The following is a 19,780-nucleotide window of genomic DNA, read 5'->3' as shown; positions in this document are numbered from 1 at the left end:
TATCCATAAGGTTGTAATATATCTGTATTTTAATAAAAAGGGTTAATCTATTGAGCTTTCATCTCTCCGATGATCGGGTTGCTGCCCAGCATGTGCTCCATCATCTCGTATGGAATCTTAATTTCTACCGGTCCCATGGCATACGGAGTGATGTCGTATACATTATAATAGAAGGTAATGCCGTCTTTGTCGAGGTAGAAGTTTTCTGTCGGGGCGATATCTCCGGTAGAACCGTAGCCCATATCTTCAAGTGCTTCATGGGTCGTTACTTTTTTGTCTGCCATCAGCTGGTTCCATAACAGGTCGGTCAGTGCTTCCTTATAATCACCTGTGAAAATGTCATCCAGCTTCAGTGGACGCAGGTTTATCAGATCCATATTGAGGAAGGTTGTCATGTAAATGCCATGCGCGCCTCCGGTATATTCATTGTAGTTGATGCGATAAACCAACAGGTTCTTATAATAGAGTTGCACGTGGCTCTCTATTCCTTTATAATACGAATACCATGCGCCGATGGACCCTTCGCTTTCTTTGTTCTTTTCGTCTTCGGCATACATGGGTTCAAGGTCTGTGCGATATTCCTTTACGTAATGTTCAGTATATTCCTTTACCACCTTTGCCGGTTTTTCACCGATATATCCTTCTCCGAAGCAGGCAGCTATAAAGTAGCTGTTCAGGCTATCCTTCAATTTGTTGTCCGATGACTTCACCGGATACGTGAAATTGATGGTCAGGTTACATGCCGGCTTTGCCGTATCTCCGAAGAGATGTGCCGTTTCGTTCACTTGTATGCTGTCGAATTCCAGCGCACCGGTATTCTTATTCATCTTGTCACCACAAGAAAATAAAAAGCCACTTGTAGCAAGTATTATCGCAAGCAGACTGACATATTGTTTTTTCATAAGGGGTTCTTCTTTAAATTCAACATTTATATAATCGTTCACTATCGACAAATATAGTTCATATTAGTGAATCGGCAGCATAAAAAAAGAAAAAAGAATGAGGAGAGCTGGTTAAATCTGCTTATCTTTGCAACCGTTATGAAGAGATTCCGCTATATACTCGCTGTTATTCTTTCCCTCCTTATAGTGTATGTAGGGGCGGGAGTCTCTGTCGTTCAATATTGTTGCAGTGGTTGTGAGACGGCAAATTGCTGTTGTGCCGACAAATGCGGCTTCTGTGATAAGTTCGATTTTGAATTCCATAAATCGTGCCGGGGTGAGGGATGTACGGCGACTATCTATAAACTTGACCTGGTGAAGCAGGCGTTCGAATCTTCTGTCCCTGCTCCTGTCAGCGTATTCCTTTGCAACCAGGTATCGGAACTGCTGTGTGCGCTTTTCCGTGACGGGGTGTTGGAAGCTCCTTATGTGGTACCGCCACCTAAAACCAGTTCCCGGCATTATTTAGCTCTTTATTCTACTTTGCTTATTTAGTTTCTTCAATATTTTACTGTTTGGATTGCATCACAGATTGCACAGGCTTTCACTATTTAAGGGGTAATACCGTTAATTATTGAAGCGGGACAACTTGTGTTCTTCTGTGTAATCTGTGGTGAATCCTACTTATTTCTTATTGAATATAAACCAAATAAAAAAGACAAACGAAGTTATTTAATGAAATATATATTATTGACCGGACTGCTTCTCGGCAGTCTGACTGTACAAGCGCAAGTGAGCGGTACGGTGAAAGATCAGGCCGGCGAACCGATTATCGGTGCCAACGTTTTCTGGAAGAATATTCCCGGTGGGGTAGCTACTCGTGAGGACGGTACTTTTTCCATATCCAAACCCGACAGGGGCAGTCATCTCATTGTAAGTTTTGTAGGTTACGAAAACGATACCATACAAGTGAAAGACAAGAACGCCGTTCTGGACGTAGTACTTCGCGAGGGGATGGAACTGAGTGAAGTGAATATTGTCAGTCGTAAGTTGAGCACATTGAAGCTGCGCAACAGCGTGATGAACGAAGAGATCATTACCAGTGACGAGCTCTGTCGTGCAGCATGTTGCAATCTTGGCGAGAGTTTTGTCACCAATCCTTCAGTGGACGTCAGCTATTCGGATGCTGCTACCGGAGCGAAGCAGATCAAGTTGCTCGGACTATCGGGAACTTATGTGCAGATGCTGACCGAGAATATTCCGAACTATCGCGGTGCTGCTTCTCCTTACGGATTGGGTTATGTTCCCGGTCCCTGGATGCACAGCATACAAGTATCCAAGGGGATTTCGTCCGTGAAGAATGGTTATGAAGCCCTTACCGGACAGATCAATGTTGAATTTAAGAAGCCGCAACTGCCTGAGGCGGATTGGGTTTCGGCCAATCTTTTTGCCAGTACCACCAATCGTTATGAGGCGAATGCGGATGCCACGGTGAAACTTTCCAAACGATGGAGTACTTCGTTGCTGGCACATTACGAAAATGAAACGAAAGCACATGACGGCAACGATGACGGCTTTGCCGATATTCCCCGGATAGAGCAGTATAATTTTTGGAACCGTTGGGCCTATATGGGTGACCACTATGTGTTTCAGGCAGGCATCAAAGCGCTGGACGAAAGCAGAAAAGGCGGTCAGGTGAGTCATAGCGGCGTGCCGGCAGCCGATCGCTATGCTATCGATATTGAAACCCGCCGTTACGAGGCTTTTGCCAAGAATGCCTATATATTTAATAAGGAGAAGAATACGAATCTTGCGCTGATTCTGTCCGGGACGCTGCACAACCAGGATGCGCTTTATGGACGGAAGATTTATGATGTTGACCAGTCCAACGCTTATGCTTCGCTGATGTTTGAAACCGAATTTACAAAGCAACACAGTCTTTCGGCGGGATTCAGTTATAATTATGACGGATATGACCAGCATTACCGTTTGACTAACAATGCTGACACTCCGTTGACGAAGGCTTTTGCACGCGAATCGGTAGGAGGAGCTTATGCGCAGTACACTTTTAATCTGGAGAATAAACTGGTGGTGATGGCCGGACTTCGTGGCGACCATAGCAGTGAGTACGGCTTTTTCGTGACTCCACGTGCCCACATTAAATACAACCCCAATGATTTTGTTCATTTCCGTCTTTCTGCCGGAAAAGGGTATCGTACGAATCACGTGCTTGCCGAAAACAATTATCTGATGGCAAGTAGCCGGAAGGTAAGTATTGCCGGTCACCTCGACCAGGAAGAAGCGTGGAACTATGGCGCAAGTATATCGGGTTACATTCCGCTTTTCGGGAAAACGCTGAACCTGAATCTGGAATACTATTACACTGACTTCCTGAAACAGGTCGTTGTCGATATGGATACGAATCCCCATGAGGTGACATTCTACAATCTCGACGGACGGTCGTATTCACAAGTGTTTCAGGTGGAGGCTACCTATCCGTTCTTTCAGGGTTTTTCGCTGACAGCTGCCTATCGTTGGACAGACGCCAAGACGACTTACAATCACCGGTTGATGGAGAAGCCGCTGACCGGGAAATACAAAGGACTTGTAACCGCTTCTTATCAGACTCCGCTGGGCTTGTGGCAGTTTGATGCCACCTGGCAGATGAATGGAGGAGGACGTATGCCCGATCCGTATACACTTGCTGACGGCACTCCTTCGTGGGATGCCCGTTATAAAGGCTTTAGTCAGCTTAGTGCACAGGTGACGCGCTATTTCCGACGCTGGTCGGTATACATTGGAGGTGAGAACCTGACAAATTTCAAACAAAAGAATCCGATTATCGATGCAGCCAATCCTTGGGGAGACCATTTTGACTCGACTATGATATGGGGACCGGTACATGGAGCAAAGGGATACATCGGAGTGAGGTTTAACCTGGCACGAGATTGAAAGAGAGTAAAACGAACGACTAAAATTATTGATTACTAATACTTACATTCATGAAGACTAAAAAAATGATTGCCACACTGGTGGTGGCTTTACTTTCGGTGACTGCCGTTGCGGCAAAAGACTTTCGTACCGTTGTTTTCAAAGTGGCACAGATGGAGTGCGCCAACTGCGAACGAAAGGTGAAGAACAATATCAAGTTCGAAAAAGGACTTAAAAACTTTAAGACTGATTTGAAAACTCAAACCGTCACCATCACTTACGATGCGGAAAAGACGAATGTTGAAAAACTGAAAGAAGGCTTTCGGAAATTTAAATACGAAGCTGTAGTCATAAAGGAAGCAAAGGAAACGGACAAGAAGTGAACATTGTTCTTTACCTCATTGTTTATTAGATAGTATATATAATAATAGATTATGGGTAATATTATAAAGAAAGCGTTTCCTGTACTGAACATGCACTGTGCGGGGTGCGCTAATAATGTGGAAAAAACAGTGAAGAAATTGGCCGGTGTGGTAGACGCATCGGTCAACTTCGCCACAAACACACTGTCCGTTTCGTACGAAGCCGACAAGCTGACTCCCGGAGAAATCCGTGCGGCCGTACTTGCCGCAGGTTATGACCTGATAGTGGAAGAGGCCCTGAAAGAGGAGCGTCAGGAGGAGGCCCAGGAGAAACATTACCGACTGCTGAAGCGGCAGGTCATCGGTGCATGGATCTTCGTTGTCCCCATGTTGCTGTTTTCTATGGTCTTGATGCATGTGCCCTTCTCTAACGAGATTCAGTTGATACTCGCCCTTCCCGTGATGATTTTCTTCGGAGGTTCTTTCTATGTCAATGCCTGGCGGCAGGCACGCTTGGGGAGGAGTAATATGGATACCCTGGTGGCACTCAGTACCTCCATCGCCTTCCTGTTCAGCGTCTTCAACACATTTTTTCCCGAGTTCTGGTATAACCGCGGACTTGAACCTCACGTTTACTATGAGGCGGCAGTAGTCATCATCGCTTTTGTGCTGACCGGTAAACTGATGGAAGAGCGTGCCAAGGGGAATACCTCTACTGCCATTCGGAAGTTGATGGGACTTCAACCCCGTGTGGCCCGTGTGCTTCGGGGAGGAGTTGAAGAAGATATCCTGATAGACCAGTTGCAGGCAGGCGACCTGGTGGTGGTACGTCCCGGTGAGCAGATTCCCGTAGACGGGCGGTTGTCCGAAGGAGAATCTTATGTAGACGAAAGTATGATCAGCGGCGAACCGATTCCCGTAGAAAAGAAAACGGGCGACCGTGTATTGGCGGGAACTATCAACCAGAAAGGCTCTTTTGTGATTAAAGCCTCGAGTGTAGGAAGCGAGACGGTGCTGGCACGCATCATCCGCATGGTGCAGGAGGCTCAGGGGAGTAAAGCGCCCGTACAGCGCATCGTAGACCGGGTGACCGGAATCTTTGTGCCTGTCGTGCTTTGTATTGCCGTGCTGACGTTTGTTATCTGGCTTTTGGTGGGAGGTACCGATTATTTCTCACACGCCCTGCTTTCGGCAGTATCCGTACTGGTCATTGCCTGCCCGTGTGCTCTGGGACTTGCCACACCTACCGCTCTGATGGTGGGCATAGGCAAAGCAGCCAGTAATCATATCCTGATTAAGGATGCGGTTGCCCTTGAGCAGATGCGTAAAGTAGATGTAGTGGTGCTCGATAAAACCGGGACGTTGACCGAGGGACATCCCACGGTTTCCGGATGGCTTTGGGCACAGGTGCAGGAAGAACATTTCAAGAATGTCCTGTTGGCGGCCGAACTTAAATCCGAACATCCGCTTGCCGGAGCCATTGTCTCTTCTCTGCAGGAAGTGGAGAAAATAGTTCCTGCCCAACTGGACAGCTTTGAGAGTATCACTGGAAAAGGAATCAAGGTGGTTTATCAAGGGGAGACTTATTGGGTGGGCAGCCACAAGTTACTGAAAGATTTCAGCGCTTCGCTCTCTGATGTGCTTGCCGAAATGATGGTGCAATACGAATCGGATGGAAACAGCATTGTATACTTTGGCCGTGGCAGTGAGGTGCTTGCCGTAATTGCCATTGCCGATCAGATAAAGCCGACTTCGGCCGAGGCTGTGAAAGAGTTGAAACGTCAGGGGATCGACATTTGTATGCTGACCGGCGACGGACAACGCACGGCACTTGCCGTATCGGGTAAGTTGGGTATCGACCGCTTTGTGGCAGATGCCTTGCCGGATGATAAAGAAGAGTTTGTGCGTGAACTCCAGATGCAGGGAAAAACCGTAGCTATGGTAGGTGACGGAATTAACGACTCACAGGCGTTGGCACTGGCCGATGTCAGCATAGCCATGGGGAAAGGGACGGATATAGCCATGGATGTAGCAATGGTTACGTTGATGACATCCGACCTGCTGTTGCTCCCCCGCGCCTTCGAGTTGTCAAGACAGACTGTGAAACTGATTCACCAGAATCTGTTTTGGGCATTTATCTATAATCTCATAGGTATCCCTATTGCAGCCGGCATCCTGTTCCCTATCAACGGACTGTTGCTGAACCCGATGCTTGCCAGTGCGGCAATGGCATTCTCAAGTGTTAGTGTAGTACTGAATTCATTGAGTCTGGCCAGAAAATAACAAGTCCTTTCAAAACTAACTCACCACAGAGGACACAGAGTAAACTTCAAGTCATAGATGATCAACATGAATACTCTGTGGCCTCTGTGGTGAAAATCTTTTTGCCACGAAAGGTGTCAGCTGTTTCTGAATTCCAGCGGACTCATGCCTACATATCTCCTGAAGTACTTTCCGAAAAAAGAAGCACTGGGGAAGTTCAACGAATAGGCAATCTCCTGAATGGTCATGTGAGTTGATTTCAATTTGGCTTTCGCGTCGATAATGACCACATAGGCTATCACATCCAGTACGTTGCGTCCTGTCACTTGTTTGACTGTGGTACTGAGGTGTTGCAGTGATATTCCCAACTTGTCTGCATAGAACTGGGCACGGCGTTCCTCCGCATAATGCTCTGTGACCAATCCTACCAATTCGCGGCAGATTTCTTCTTTACGGTTCGTGTTGTGATCTTTCCGGGAATATTTCTGATAAATCAGTCCGACGGCGGTCAGAATAGATTTCAAAGATACTTCCGTCATCTCGGAGGGAAGAGAGAACCTTTCATCACATGTCACTCGTGCCAACAGGGAGAAGTAATCTTTTAGATAACTGGCTATATCCTCCTGTAATTCCACAATCGGGCACTCGGTTATCTTAGAGAAAGAGCTGACCATCGATTTTATCAGGTTGATTCGTTCTACACATTCCGACGAGAATCCGGCGAAGCATAAACGTACTTTCTCTGTCCGTTCGCGGAACTGGATGATAGTGCCCGGCAGCAGTGTGATCAGATCGTTCGGTTTTATTTCGTAATCGATCAGGTTAATGGTTGCGGTCATCTTACCTTCCGTACAAATAGCAAAGATGCCGGCTTTCAGCCTGCACGATTGTTTGTAGATATTCAAGATATCTTCAGTTACATCATTCCATGCCAGAAGTTCGCATGGGAGATCTACTTGTGGAAAGTCAAACTTCATATTACTTTCTTTTTTTGAATCACGCAAATATACACATTTTCTTTTATTTTTTTATCTTTGTCCGTATGAAAACAATTACAACCGATTGGGAACTTATTCCGTATTCTGAAGCATGGAGCCGACAGACGGAATGGTTCGATGCCCTCGTCCATGCCAAGCAGGGCGGAGAAAAGTACGAGAATCGCATCATTTTTTGTGAACATCCGCACGTTTATACTCTGGGGCGTAGCGGAAAGGAAAATAATATGCTGCTGGGAGAGGAGCAACTGAAGGCTATCGGTGCCACCCTCTATCACATCGACCGTGGCGGCGATATCACCTATCATGGTCCCGGGCAATTGGTGTGTTACCCGATTCTTAATCTTGAGGAGTTCGGATTGGGGCTGAAGGAATATGTACACTTACTGGAGGAAGCCGTTATCCGTGTCTGTGCATCTTACGGTGTCGAGGCCGGCCGTTTAGAGAAGGCGACAGGAGTCTGGCTGGAAGGTGATACGCCCCGTGCCCGTAAGATATGTGCGATAGGGGTTCGGAGCAGTCATTACGTGACGATGCATGGACTGGCGCTGAATGTGAATACCGATTTACGCTATTTCAGTTACATTCATCCTTGCGGTTTTATCGATAAAGGCGTGACTTCCCTTCAGAAAGAACTCGGACACAGTGTTGATATGGACGAGGTAAAAAAGAGGCTGGGGAGCGAACTGCTTACTTTCCTTTTGTCAAAATGATAATCAGACCTCTCTGGTTTGCTCTGTTTGCATCCAATGATACGGTTGCCTGGTAAAATCGCCCTCCTTACAGGTTGGCGATTTTATGTTTGATGCGGAAAGACTTTATGAGTTGGCATGATGTAAGTGTGGCGAAGCTAAATGCGTGAAGAATTGTGTCAATGGATGCTTACGGCTTTCTTTTTGACAGTCGGGACTCGTTCGTTTACGGTATGCAACCAGAGAATAATCCTTCTCTTTTTAACGATAAAACCGTAACAACAGATGTAAAGTGGGAAAACATATAGAGATAATTTGAAAAGAAGTAAGCATTTCAGCGGAATGCAACCGTCTTTCGGGTCGAATGCTTACTTCTTTTCATAGAAATCCCGGCTCTTTTCGGGGCAGACCCCGGCTCTCCGGACGCAAAACCCCGGCTTTTCGGGAAGAAAAGTCCTGTTTTCCGTCTTCTGTGCTTCCCGTTGCCGTTGAAAAGCAGAAGGGGCAGTCAGGAAATAAGGCTATTCTCTTTCTTACTGAAAAGAAAAATCCCCGAAACGCATCAAAATGGTTTCGGGGATCAGATAAGTCCAGTATGGTTTGTCTTCGGTTTATTTCTTCATTCTCAGCACTCTGATACCTGTCAGTGATTTTCTGTCTTTCAACATCTGGCTCAGTGCACTCTTGTCTACTATTACCTTGCCTTCTTTGGACGAAGCATGCAGCAGGTGCAGCTGTCCCTTGATGTAAATGGCAATGCCCATGTGGCTTACGTCCAACCCCGGAGTATTGGTGGTCAGGGCAATAATGTCCCCATTCTTGATCCAGGGCAATCCGTCCGGCTCCAGTTTGTCTTTCGGAAGGTAATGAACCTCTTTACCGCTCAGTGCCTTTTCATACTTTGCCATCTGCGCTACATTTTCCGGAGAGTTCTTCAACGATTTGTAGAGTTGCGGATGTGTGCTCATGTAAGAGATCGACAGTTTCTGTGTGAAAGGGCTGTGGGCAGCCGTTACGTCTTCAAGAAAGCCTTGGCGGACACCATTATTGATCCAGTCGGATATATAATGCAGACGAGAGGTATAACCGTCAATTTTTCCGTCGCGATAGCGGATACGTTGCAGGTTACGGGCAAAGTCACTTTCCTGCATGTCGTCTCCCTGTTGCGGGCAGAGTGCCATTGCCAGTGCATATTCTACGAAAGTGGTGCAGTCCACCTCGTCACAATTGATAATGAGGTCTTCTGCATCGTCTACTTCAAGGGTACCTGCCTTATAGGGGGTATCAACGAACCCGAGTCCGTTACTCAGCACCAGACTGTTTTCCTGTGCTGCAACTGTTCCGGCCAATAGGCTGGTACATAACAAAAGTGTACGAATTGTTTTCATCTTTATAAATGTTGTTTCGTGAGTTTCTTTATATGTCATCTGGAGAATTTCACTCCGTCGCGGAGCCGGATTGACATACGCTCCTCCCGGATACATGAAATTCAGCTATATACTTCATTTTACCTTCATGGATGCTTTAATGAAATACAGGATTAGCAGTACGTAAGCTACCAGGGCAGCCAACTGTGAGAGGGTATTGTTGAGCCATGCATCGTTCACCAGATTGATTCCGCCGAAGCGCATGGCAGCGCTGACTACACCCATCAGGGCACCTCCGGCAATGAATCCGGATGCCAGCAGCGTCCCTTTTTCGCCCCGTTCGGTGTTGAGCGCACTGTCTTTGCTGCGGGTGGTGACATACCAGTTGATAGCTCCGCCCACTACGAGCGGTACATTCAGTTCGAGCGGGATGAACATACCCAACGCAAACGCCAGTGCGGGAACCTTAAAGAACGTCAGGATGATGGCCAGTACCGCACCGATGCCGTACAGCAGCCAAGGGGCGCCTACACCACTCATCAAAGGTTCGATTACAGCAGCCATCGCGTTGGCCTGCGGTGCGGCAAGTTGTCCGCTTGTGAATCCGTATGTCTTGTTCAGTATAATCATTACACCGCCTACGGTGGCAGCGGATACGATTGTTCCGAGGAACTTCCACGCTTCCTGCTTGGCGGGCGTACTGCCCAGCCAGTAGCCGATCTTCAGGTCGGTGATGAAACCGCCTGCCATAGAGAGGGCTGTGCAGACTACACCGCCCATCACTAATGCGGCAACCATGCCCGAAGGACCTTTCAGCCCGACGGCTACCATTACAACCGATGCCAGAATCAGCGTCATCAGCGTCATGCCCGATACCGGATTGGTACCTACAATGGCGATGGCGTTGGCCGCTACGGTGGTGAACAGGAATGAAATTCCGGCTACCAGTAAAATGGCTACCAGTGTATGTACCAGGTTACCCTGCATTACGTCGAAATAAAAGAACAGCACCACCAGGATCAGCGTGATGATGGAACCGATGGCAATGATCTTCATGGAGAGGTCGCGTTGCGTACGGATGACGTTTTTCTCCACGTCTCCTTTTCCTCCCATCTCTTTAGCTGCCAGTCCCACTGCGCTGCGGATGATGCCCCATGATTTGATGATACCGATCACTCCCGCCATGGCGATACCGCCGATACCGATGCTTTTGGCATAATGGGAGAAGATCTGCTCCGGACTCATGGAACCTACAGTGGCGGTGATTTCCGGATTCCACTGGTTCAGTACAGAGTCGCCGAAGAAAAGGGACATGCCCGGTACGATGATCCACCATACGGCCAATGAACCGATGCAGATAATGGAAGCGTACTTCAATCCTACGATATAGCCCAGACCCAGTACGGCTGCGCCGGTGTTTACTTTAAATACCAGTTTGGCTTTCTCTGCCAACATTTCACCCGCACCACAGACGCGGGTGGTGAAGTTCTCGTTCCACCAGCCGAAAGTTGCCACGATAAAGTCGTACAGACCTCCGATTAACCCGGCCATCAGCAATGGTTTTGCCTGGCTGCCGCCCTTCTCGCCCGACACCAGCACCTGTGTAGTGGCTGTTGCCTCCGGGAAAGGATATTTACCGTGCATATCGCTTACGAAGTATTTGCGGAAAGGAATCAGGAACAAGATACCCAGCACACCGCCCAGCAGTGAACTGATAAATACTTGCATGAAGGTGACTGACATTTCCGGATATTTGGCTTGCAGGATGTAGAGGGCAGGCAGTGTGAAGATGGCTCCTGCTACGATGACACCCGAGCAGGCACCGATGGACTGGATGATTACGTTTTCGCCGAGTGCGTTTTTACGCTTGGCTGCACCGGACACACCGACTGCTATGATTGCGATGGGGATGGCTGCTTCGAATACTTGTCCCACTTTGAGCCCCAGATAGGCTGCGGCAGCAGAGAAGAGGATGGCCATGGCGATTCCCCATGCTACCGACCAGAGAGTGACCTCCGGATACGTTTTCGTCGGACTCATCAGCGGGTTGTACACTTCTCCCGGCTTTAGTTCCCGGAACGCGTTTTCGGGCAAGCCCGTAAATTTGTCTTCTTCTTGTTTCATAATTGTTTTTTGTAGTTTATGTATAGTTTATCGGATTTCCAAACGGTTGGTTTTTCAAAACAGCCTCAAAGTAAGCAAAAAAAAAGGAGAATCCCGAAAGATTCTCCTCATTGTTGTTATTTATTTTTGCTTACTTTGCGTCTTTGGCCGTCATGTCGCCTTCCACAAAAAGACGTATCATCTCTGTTTTGGCGTTTGTACGCAGGGTAATCGACTTTTTGAAGTGTCCCGGATATTTATCCGTTCCGTTGTAAGTCACTTTGATTGTACCTGTTTTTCCCGGCATGATGGGTTCCTGGGTATATTCGGGTACGGTACATCCGCAAGATGCCACTGCCTGATGGATGACCAACGGGCCATCGCCGATATTCGTAAACTTGAATGTGCAACTGACAATCGGGTTGTTTTCAGAGAATGTCCCGAAGTCGTGTGTTGTCTTATCAAACTTTATTTCTGCTTTACCTTGAGCCTGGACAAGACCGACGCTCAGTACCATCATAGTGATAAAAAATAGTATTTTCTTCATTTTCTATTTCTTTTTTATGGTTTCGTGGGCGGCAAAGTTAAGGCTTTTTTTGATAAATGGTGTCGTATGACGGTGAAATTGTATTAAAAACCGTCTGATGGAGAGGGTGTAGCCATCCGGTGTATAGGGTGTAGCCCTAAGGTGCGGATGGCTACACCCAATGCCCCGGATGGCTACACCCTCCTTAAAAAAGGGGTGGAAACAGGAGGGTGAAGGTACTGCCTTTACCTGTTTCGGACGAAGCGGTGATGGTGCCGTGATGCAGGTGCATGATTTGTCGTGAGATGGTCAGTCCGATACCCGAACCGGTAGTTTTGGTAGTGAAGAACGGTACGAAAATACGTTCGAGCACTTCCTGCTCGATTCCCGTCCCATTGTCTTCAATCCTTATATACGGACGTTCGCCGGAGCTTAATCCGGTCGACAGCCGAATGTCGGTCGCATCGTTTTCGCGGGCATTCCTGATCAGGTTGATAAGTACTTGTTCTATCAGATCCTTGTCTATAATAAGACGCAGGGGCTTGTCCGGCAATACCAGGTGCAAGTCATCCCGGTCTGTATGCATCAGTTGTGCTATCCCTGCCAGTAATTCCCGGTCTGTATATATTTTCAGGAGCGGTTGTGGGAGATGGGATACTTCCCTGTAGCTGTTCACGAACCGGATCAGTCCGTCGCCCCGCCGGCGGATGGTCTGCAACATCTGGAGTATTTCTTTCCGTTCTTCGGCATCACCGTCGAAGTTGCCTATCTGCTGTTCCAGCAATTCCGATAAAGAAGTGACCGGAGTGATGGAATTCATAATTTCGTGCGTCAGTACCCGAATCAGCTTTTGCCAGGCTTCCGTCTCCTGATTGTCCAATACAGAGTGTATGTTCTTCATGCTTGCTACGATCAGGGGACGTCCCTGTATGACGAACTCCATGCCTGAGAGTGCGAGTTGTATTCTTTCTTCTTCCTTTTGCACCTGCAATACAGACAGGTCTCCGGCTTTGAGCGAATAGAGCCGCGAAGGAAGTTCGGGTTGGAAGTCGGCCAGATCTTCGACACTTTTCAGTGTGGATTTTCCCAGTAATCTTTTGGCGGCTTCGTTCAGCCATTCTATCTTTCCGGAAGGGGTGTAGACAAGGACCGACAGGTCGATATGATTGGCCAGAGCCTGAAAATACTGGAGTTGGCTCTCTTTTTTCTGAAGATTCTGTTTATAGAAGTCCAAGGCTTCGTTCAGTTCATCCCAAAGTTCTGCAGGGAGCGAATGGAGGTGCTCTTCTCGCTGTGCGGGCAAGGAGAGGAAATCGGAATAACGAATGGCCCAGATGAGTTGTGCCATGGCACGTGCGGAACGGAGGATATACCGGTAAATGGTGTAAGCCACGAAAAGGGTGACACAGCCTGCGACAAGCAGACTGATATAAAACCCGTGCATGCCGAGCCAGATGGTGATAAAACAGCAGAGCAGCAACGCTACCGTTAATAAGAGGGGATGTTTCACCCATTTTTGTTTCATGTTGTTTCTGTTTGGTGCTCTTATAATCCGTACTTTTCAATGCGCCTGTACAGCGATGTACGGGTGATGCCCAGCATTTCCGCAGCCACTGTGATGTTGCCGGCACAAAGGCGGAGTACTTCGTCGATAGTTTCCCGTTCCTGCCGTTCAAGGTTGTATCTCTCTTTTTCGGAGGGCTGTTCCTGCAGGGCGGGACGGAGCATAAAATCGTCGGGTGTCAGGGTGGAACTTCCTGAGAGAATGACGGCCCGCTCGATGGTGTGTTCCAGTTCGCGTACATTGCCCGGCCAGTGATAGAGCTGCATGCGCTTGCGGGCTTCTTTCGAGATGGTACGGACTTCCTTTTTATACTTCTTCCGGTAATGTTGCAAGAAATGGTCGGCCAGCAGGAACAGGTCGTTTCCCCGTTCACGCAATGGAGGAATGCGTATTTCGATGGTATTGATGCGGTAGAGGAGGTCTTGCCGGAACTGTCCGTTGTCGATAGCCGTATAGAGGTCGGTGTTGGTGGCACATATCAGCCGCACGTCTACCGGGTAAGAGGCAGTGGCTCCCAGTCGGGAACTCTTCCGTTGCTCGATGACCGAAAGTAGTTTGGCTTGTAGCGGAAGGCTGAGATTGCCGATTTCGTTGAGGAACAACGTACCTCCCGAAGCCACTTCCAGCCTGCCGGGTTTGTTTTTCCGTGCATCCGTGAATGCTCCTTTTTCATATCCGAAAAGTTCGCTCTCGAACAGTGTTTCGGGGATACTACCCAAATCGATCGGTACGTATATCCCGTTTTTGCGGGGCGACTGTTCGTATACATATCGGGCTATCAAATCCTTCCCAGTACCGTTCTCGCCCAACAATAAAAGGTTGGCATCCGTATCGGCCAATTTACGGATGGTCTGGAAGATGGCTTGCATGGCGGCCGATTCACCGATAATGCGGGTGGGTTCGGGTGAGGGCGCTGCCAAAGCCTCTTTCTGTTCTTTGAGAGATTCCACCTCCGTGCGGCTGAAACTGAGTTGCAGTGCGGCAGATACCGTAGCTATCATCTTGTCATTCTGCCAGGGCTTGGCTATAAAATCGGTGGCTCCCTGTTTGATGGCCTGTACGGCCTTTTCCGTATCGGCGTATGCGGTGATAAATATTACTACGGCCTTGGGATCGAGTTTCAGAATCTCTTCCAGCCATCGGAAACCTTCACGTCCGCTTACGGCATCGCTGCGGAAGTTCATATCCAGCAGTATTACGTCGTGATGGGTACGTGAGAGAATCGGCAATAATTCCCGCGGGTCGGTGGTGACGGTTATTGTTTCCGCAATGGGACGCAACAACATCTTCAACGTGAAGAGGATGTCTTCATTGTCGTCCGCAATCAGTATTCTTCCTCGCTTTAGTGTCATAGTCGGATGTCTTGTATAGCGACAAAGATAGGGAATATGTTTGAATAAGCGGTGTACGATATCGTACAAAAAGTGCACGGTATCGTGCAAAATACCGGTTTGCTGTTTGCGTCAATCGGCTGATAAATAGGGGAGTGCTTATTTGGTATGCTTCTTGTCATTATCTTATTAAAATAACGCATGGCATTGGGGCATCGGAGTATGAACAGGAAATAAGAAGAACGGTATGAAGAGAAGATGTTGTTACATTGAAAGTTTGTTTCTGGCAGGTATTATCTGCTTGTCAGCTTGTGGCAGTAAGAATCCGGGAGTCAGTAAGGAAGAGCTGAAAAAAGAATTTGTCAAAGACAGAACTCAAAAGGATTCTCCGGTTGAAGAAAGCGCACCATCGGAGTTTGCGGAAGATTATCAGGCTCCTCCGGGTATCAAATATCAGCCCCGGATCATGACTGAAGGTGCGATTGTGCTGAATGTTGAATCGGCATTGAAGAATGTCCGTCCTTTCCGGCTCAGTGATTTGGGGAAGGAGGTGAATTATAAAAAGATGGAACCCCGATGTGATGGGAGCTCACTGATTAGGATTGATGATGACTTTCTGGTGTTTGCCGAAGACGGACTTTGGTTGCTGGACCGGGATTTTGAGAAAAAGAAAATGCTGGTTCGTTCGGATTTAAAGGTTATTCACAGCGGAGGTGGTTCAGTGAAAGTTGAAGGAGGATATTTCCTGAGAGATTTTTATTATGATCCTGCCAAGGGGCAATTGCGATTTACATGCCGGAATATGAAGACGGGCAAAGCGCATTTAGTGGTTACTCCCTGGGCAGAGTTGCTGGCATCTCCTCAGCCGGTAGAGTTAAAGTCTATCCGCAGTAAGCTTCCGATAGACAGAAATTATCTTTTTTCCATGCCCGACGGTTATGGAATGCGTGTCAGTTGTTCGGATGAACTTTATACGATGGGATTGAAAGGTGATACGCTTTGCCATTTCGTATTGGGGGATAACGAGCGGTACAAGGCCCGGCTTTTTGAGGCTGAAGGGGATATCGTTTACTATTATCAAGGCAACACCATGTTCTACCATGCGTATGGCGGTAAGATATACAGAATAAAAAATGCTTCGACTCTGGAAGTTGCCTATAAACTCGATTTCGGTTCATTGCCCCACCTGACAGGGGCCCGGGTGGCCGGTGGGGCTGATGTGGGTAATTCTTATTTCCTCACTTCGTGCGTTGATACGGATCGCTTCCTTTTCTTAAGCATCGATAAAGGATATGATAGCATAAATGCCCGTAAAAACAGGAGTGTGAAACTTTATTCTCTGGTGTATGACAAGCGGAGCGGAGAGTTTTTCTCCTTGCCTGTGGTGTCTGATAAAGTGAATCCGGAGCAGCCGCTTATCATTGCCGATTTGCCGGAAAGTTTACCTTTCTGGCCCAACCGGAGTATAGAAGGCAATCCGGCCCGGTTTTTCTCTAAAAGTTCTTTGTTAGAGTTGTATCCGGCCCAGATGCGGGAAAATGGGCAAGTGGAGAAGTTGAGTAAGACTGATAATATCTGGTTAATTATTAAATAGGTAAATATGATAAGCCATTATTTAAAAGTAGCTCTTCGGTTGATAAAACGGAGCTTCCTGTTTTCTACCATTAATATGTTGGGATTTGTATTGGGCATGGCAGCTGCATTCCTGATTTATTTGTGGGTAGTGGATGAATTGACATTTGAAGATTATAATCCGGATGCAGGGAGGATATTCCGGGTGATTGAAGCCAATTGTACTGAGAGTGGGGAAATAGTGGAAAGCCCTTTTACAGCCATACCCTTGGCCGAAGCTTTTCGTAAAGAGTTCCCTCAGGTGGAACAGGCAACATACGTTAAAGCCAGGGAGTTAAGGTCTTTGTGCTTGAAGGACCGGAATCTTTCTGCCGATATGATATGTGTCGATACGACATTTTTTGATATGTTTCCCTTCAAAGTGGCAGAAGGTGATCCTTCCAAACTCAAATCGGGCTTCAACCATATAGTACTTTCCGAGAAAATGGCCCGAAAGTTCTTTGGTACAGCTTCGGCAATCGGACAACAGCTGATATATACCGAAGGTATGGATACTGAGTACAGCCTTACGGTAGTCGGGGTGGTAAAAGTGCCCCGTAAGAGTCATCTGCAATTTGATGCTGTCGTCGGACAGGCATTATTTGATAAGATGAACGAGAATGTATGCATCTACCGGAGCGGCACAGACTGGGATCGCAGAGAAGCGAATGTCTACGTGAAAATGCGTTCCGGTTCGTCGATGTCCGATGCAGACAGGAACCAAATGAGTCGTTTGTTGAGTAACCGTGTCCATGCAGAACGTTTACTACGGTTTCAGCCCTTGAATGATATACATTTAAAGACCGACTTTGTGGATGTATCTGTCCGGAATCACGGCAATATGACTTCCATTTTCCTGTTTATAGCTTTGGCCGTATTGATTGTTTTTATGGGGGCATTTAATTTCACTACCCTTTCTACAGCCCGGGCAGCGTTACGTTATAAAGAGATAGGAGTGAGGAAAGTGACCGGTGCCAAGCGTAAAACACTGATTGTGCAGTTTCTTTCCGAAAGTCTGGTGCAGGCGTTCATTTCACTGGTGTTGGCATTAGCCCTGACAGAACTGCTTTTACCACTCTTCAATCAGATGATGGGTAAAGATATTACTCTGCAATTCAGCTGGAGTGTATTGGTCTATATTGTTGTGGGAATTGTCGGTGTGGGATGTCTTTCCGGCAGTTATCCGGCATTTTATCTCTCGGCCATAAATCCGCTGATGGCTTTCAAAGGAGGACAAAAGTCGGGAAAAAAGGGAGGCCTGATACGCGGTCTGCTTTGCGTACAGTTTGTTATTGCCATCACGCTGCTGTTGTATACCGGCATTGTATTCAAACAATTGAATTATTTACAGAATAAAGATTTAGGTCTGAATAGAGAGAATATAGTTTCTGTCTATACGAGTTTATGGTATAACGTTGATGGATTCCGACAAGAAATTCTAAAGAATCCGAATATCCTCAGTGTTTCGATGGGGGCTGAAATTGCCGATTATATGGAAGATAGCAAGGGGCAGGGTGATGTATTGCAGTGGACGGATGCGGAAGGAAAGGTCGATTCACTGCGGATGATGTGTATCTGGGCTGATGGCAATTTTGTGAATACCTTCGGACTGAAACTTCTGAAAGGAGAGATTTTAAAGGCAGATGCCGGAGCTTATTTTAGTGGAGCGTATGATTTTCCGATAATTATTAATGAAACAGCCTGGAAGGCAATGAATGTGTCTGATCCCGTGGGTATGGAGATTAGCGGAGGTTTTGGTGTGGGGAGTTTTAAGAAACGTATTGTGGGCGTTGTGCAGGATTTTAATTTTCAATCGTTGCGTGAAAAAATTAAACCGGCATACCTGATGTACAGTCCGGAATGTCTGGTGAATATACACATTAAGATCTCTCCGGAGCATAAGCAGGAAACTTTGGCGTTTATTCAAAAGAAGTTTGAGGAGATGGCTCCCCTGTTTGTCAAGGAGTTTAAGTATCAGTTTTTTTCAGATGCTTTGAATCGGAATTACGAGAAAGAGCGACAACAAGGCCGGATGCTGTTTTCGTTTACCGTACTTGCTATTGTTATAGCTATGATGGGAGTGTTCGGGCTGGTTTCACTCTCTACCCGGCAGCGTACTAAAGAGATCGGTATCCGTAAAGTGAATGGTGCCCATTCGGATCGGATTGTAAAGATGTTCTGTCTGGAATACCTGAAATGGGTGGGCATTGCCTTTGTGATTGCTTGTCCGTCGGGTTATCTCCTGATGTACTATTGGTTGAGCGATTTTGCCTATCAAACAGCGATCAGCTGGTGGCTGTTTCCGTTGGTGGGACTGATTATAGCCAGCATCACCTTGCTTACGGTGATTGGCCAGACTTGGCGGACGGCTTCACAAAATCCGGTAAAGTCATTGAGATATGAATAATAAAAAAACTGAAAGATTATGATAAAAGCAATTGGATTGACAAAGATATTCCGTACAGAAAGTGTGCAGACTACCGCATTGAACGAAATTAGCATCGAAATATCAGAAGGAGAATTTGTAGCAATCATGGGGCCTTCGGGATGTGGAAAATCAACTTTGCTGAATATGTTGGGCTTGCTGGACAATCCTACTTCGGGGCAGCTGTGGTTCATTGACAAAGAGGTTTCCCGCTACTCGGAAAACGATCGGACGGATATGCGGAACGGGAATATTGGTTTTGTCTTCCAGAGTTTTAATCTGATAGACGAGCTGACTGTGTTTGAAAATGTGGAATTGCCATTGCTGTATGCCGGAGTACCGGTTCGTGAACGTGTGGAACGTGTGAACAAGGCGTTGGAAAGAATGCAGATTGCCCATCGTGCGGAACATTATCCTCAACAACTGTCCGGAGGTCAGCAGCAGCGTGTAGCTATAGCCCGGGCCATTGTGACGAATCCGCGGATTATATTAGCGGACGAGCCGACAGGTAATCTTGATTCTACCAATGGTAATGAGGTGATGGCCTTGTTGAAAGAGTTGAATAAGGATGGGGCAACTATTGTAATGGTGACCCACTCGGAAGAGAATGCGCGGGAGGCCAACCGTATTGTGAGGATGATGGATGGGTGCATTTTGACGGAAAGCAAACGATGAAGGTTTTTGAATGATAAGCAATAAGCGATCAACGATGAATAATGCGATTAACAGA

15 protein-coding genes are annotated in these 19,780 nt (G+C 47.2%); 8 read left to right on the top strand and 7 right to left on the bottom strand.

Annotation, left to right across the window (positions count from 1 at the left end; translation table 11 throughout):
- Positions 1-47: 47 nt before the first annotated feature.
- Complete coding sequence (locus QK890_RS02555) at positions 48-902, bottom strand: RsiV family protein (RefSeq protein ID WP_005777018.1); 855 nt, start codon at positions 900-902, stop codon at positions 48-50.
- 138 nt (positions 903-1,040) lie between these two features.
- On the opposite strand from QK890_RS02555, the gene QK890_RS02550 reads away from it, so the two are divergent.
- The 4 genes from QK890_RS02550 to QK890_RS02535 all read left to right on the top strand — a co-directional run bounded on the left by QK890_RS02550 (position 1,041) and on the right by QK890_RS02535 (position 6,457).
- The gene (locus QK890_RS02550) at positions 1,041-1,436 is read left to right on the top strand and encodes a hypothetical protein (RefSeq protein ID WP_080714260.1); all 396 of its coding nucleotides are present in this window, start codon (positions 1,041-1,043) and stop codon (positions 1,434-1,436) included.
- A 180-nt stretch (positions 1,437-1,616) separates the two neighbouring features.
- Entirely contained in the window at positions 1,617-3,833 is a 2,217-nt protein-coding gene (locus QK890_RS02545; protein WP_367627149.1) for a TonB-dependent receptor, read from the top strand.
- A 50-nt stretch (positions 3,834-3,883) separates the two neighbouring features.
- Positions 3,884-4,195, top strand: a complete 312-nt coding sequence (locus QK890_RS02540; protein WP_005777023.1) for a heavy-metal-associated domain-containing protein — start codon at positions 3,884-3,886, stop codon at positions 4,193-4,195.
- 51 nt (positions 4,196-4,246) lie between these two features.
- Complete coding sequence (locus tag QK890_RS02535) at positions 4,247-6,457, top strand: cation-translocating P-type ATPase (RefSeq protein ID WP_005805402.1); 2,211 nt, start codon at positions 4,247-4,249, stop codon at positions 6,455-6,457.
- Between the two features lie 116 nt (positions 6,458-6,573).
- Here QK890_RS02535 and QK890_RS02530 read toward each other — a convergent pair whose 3' ends face one another.
- Positions 6,574-7,413 (bottom strand): helix-turn-helix domain-containing protein, encoded by an 840-nt coding sequence (locus QK890_RS02530; protein ID WP_005777027.1) that lies wholly within the window; start codon positions 7,411-7,413, stop codon positions 6,574-6,576.
- Between the two features lie 65 nt (positions 7,414-7,478).
- On the opposite strand from QK890_RS02530, the gene lipB reads away from it, so the two are divergent.
- Complete coding sequence (gene lipB, locus QK890_RS02525; protein ID WP_367627148.1) at positions 7,479-8,144, top strand: lipoyl(octanoyl) transferase LipB; 666 nt, start codon at positions 7,479-7,481, stop codon at positions 8,142-8,144.
- A 590-nt stretch (positions 8,145-8,734) separates the two neighbouring features.
- On the opposite strand, the gene QK890_RS02520 is transcribed toward lipB, so the two are convergent.
- The 5 genes from QK890_RS02520 to QK890_RS02500 form a co-directional block, all read right to left on the bottom strand.
- On the bottom strand, positions 8,735-9,511 hold the full coding sequence (locus QK890_RS02520) for an N-acetylmuramoyl-L-alanine amidase-like domain-containing protein (protein ID WP_032530914.1): 777 nt from the start codon (positions 9,509-9,511) through the stop codon (positions 8,735-8,737).
- Between the two features lie 114 nt (positions 9,512-9,625).
- On the bottom strand, positions 9,626-11,614 hold the full coding sequence (locus tag QK890_RS02515) for an OPT family oligopeptide transporter (RefSeq protein ID WP_005777032.1): 1,989 nt from the start codon (positions 11,612-11,614) through the stop codon (positions 9,626-9,628).
- Positions 11,615-11,744: 130 nt separating this feature from the next.
- Positions 11,745-12,140, bottom strand: coding sequence for a DUF1573 domain-containing protein (locus QK890_RS02510; RefSeq protein ID WP_005777034.1), 396 nt, complete (start codon positions 12,138-12,140; stop codon positions 11,745-11,747).
- Between the two features lie 184 nt (positions 12,141-12,324).
- A complete protein-coding gene (locus QK890_RS02505) occupies positions 12,325-13,644 on the bottom strand; it encodes a PAS domain-containing sensor histidine kinase (protein WP_032540631.1) in 1,320 nt (439 codons plus the stop codon).
- A gap of 20 nt (positions 13,645-13,664) precedes the next feature.
- Positions 13,665-15,035 carry a sigma-54 dependent transcriptional regulator gene (locus QK890_RS02500; protein WP_032530860.1) on the bottom strand — a complete coding sequence of 457 codons (1,371 nt, stop codon included), beginning with the start codon at positions 15,033-15,035 and terminating at the stop codon, positions 13,665-13,667.
- Between the two features lie 226 nt (positions 15,036-15,261).
- On the opposite strand from QK890_RS02500, the gene QK890_RS02495 reads away from it, so the two are divergent.
- The 3 genes from QK890_RS02495 to QK890_RS02485 are packed head-to-tail and all read left to right on the top strand — an operon-like array spanning position 15,262 to position 19,725.
- Positions 15,262-16,608, top strand: coding sequence for a DUF4933 domain-containing protein (locus QK890_RS02495; RefSeq protein WP_032540632.1), 1,347 nt, complete (start codon positions 15,262-15,264; stop codon positions 16,606-16,608).
- 6 nt (positions 16,609-16,614) lie between these two features.
- On the top strand, positions 16,615-19,032 hold the full coding sequence (locus QK890_RS02490) for an ABC transporter permease (RefSeq protein WP_032540633.1): 2,418 nt from the start codon (positions 16,615-16,617) through the stop codon (positions 19,030-19,032).
- An 18-nt stretch (positions 19,033-19,050) separates the two neighbouring features.
- Positions 19,051-19,725 carry an ABC transporter ATP-binding protein gene (locus QK890_RS02485; RefSeq protein ID WP_005777044.1) on the top strand — a complete coding sequence of 225 codons (675 nt, stop codon included), beginning with the start codon at positions 19,051-19,053 and terminating at the stop codon, positions 19,723-19,725.
- Positions 19,726-19,780: the final 55 nt, after the last annotated feature.

This window comes from Bacteroides sp. NGMCC 1.200775 (assembly GCF_040798045.1).
In the GTDB taxonomy this organism is placed as follows: Bacteria; Bacteroidota; Bacteroidia; order Bacteroidales; family Bacteroidaceae; genus Bacteroides; species Bacteroides hominis.
The sequence above is the reverse complement of the archived record's forward strand: the minus strand, read 5'-3'. Positions and strand labels throughout refer to the sequence as shown.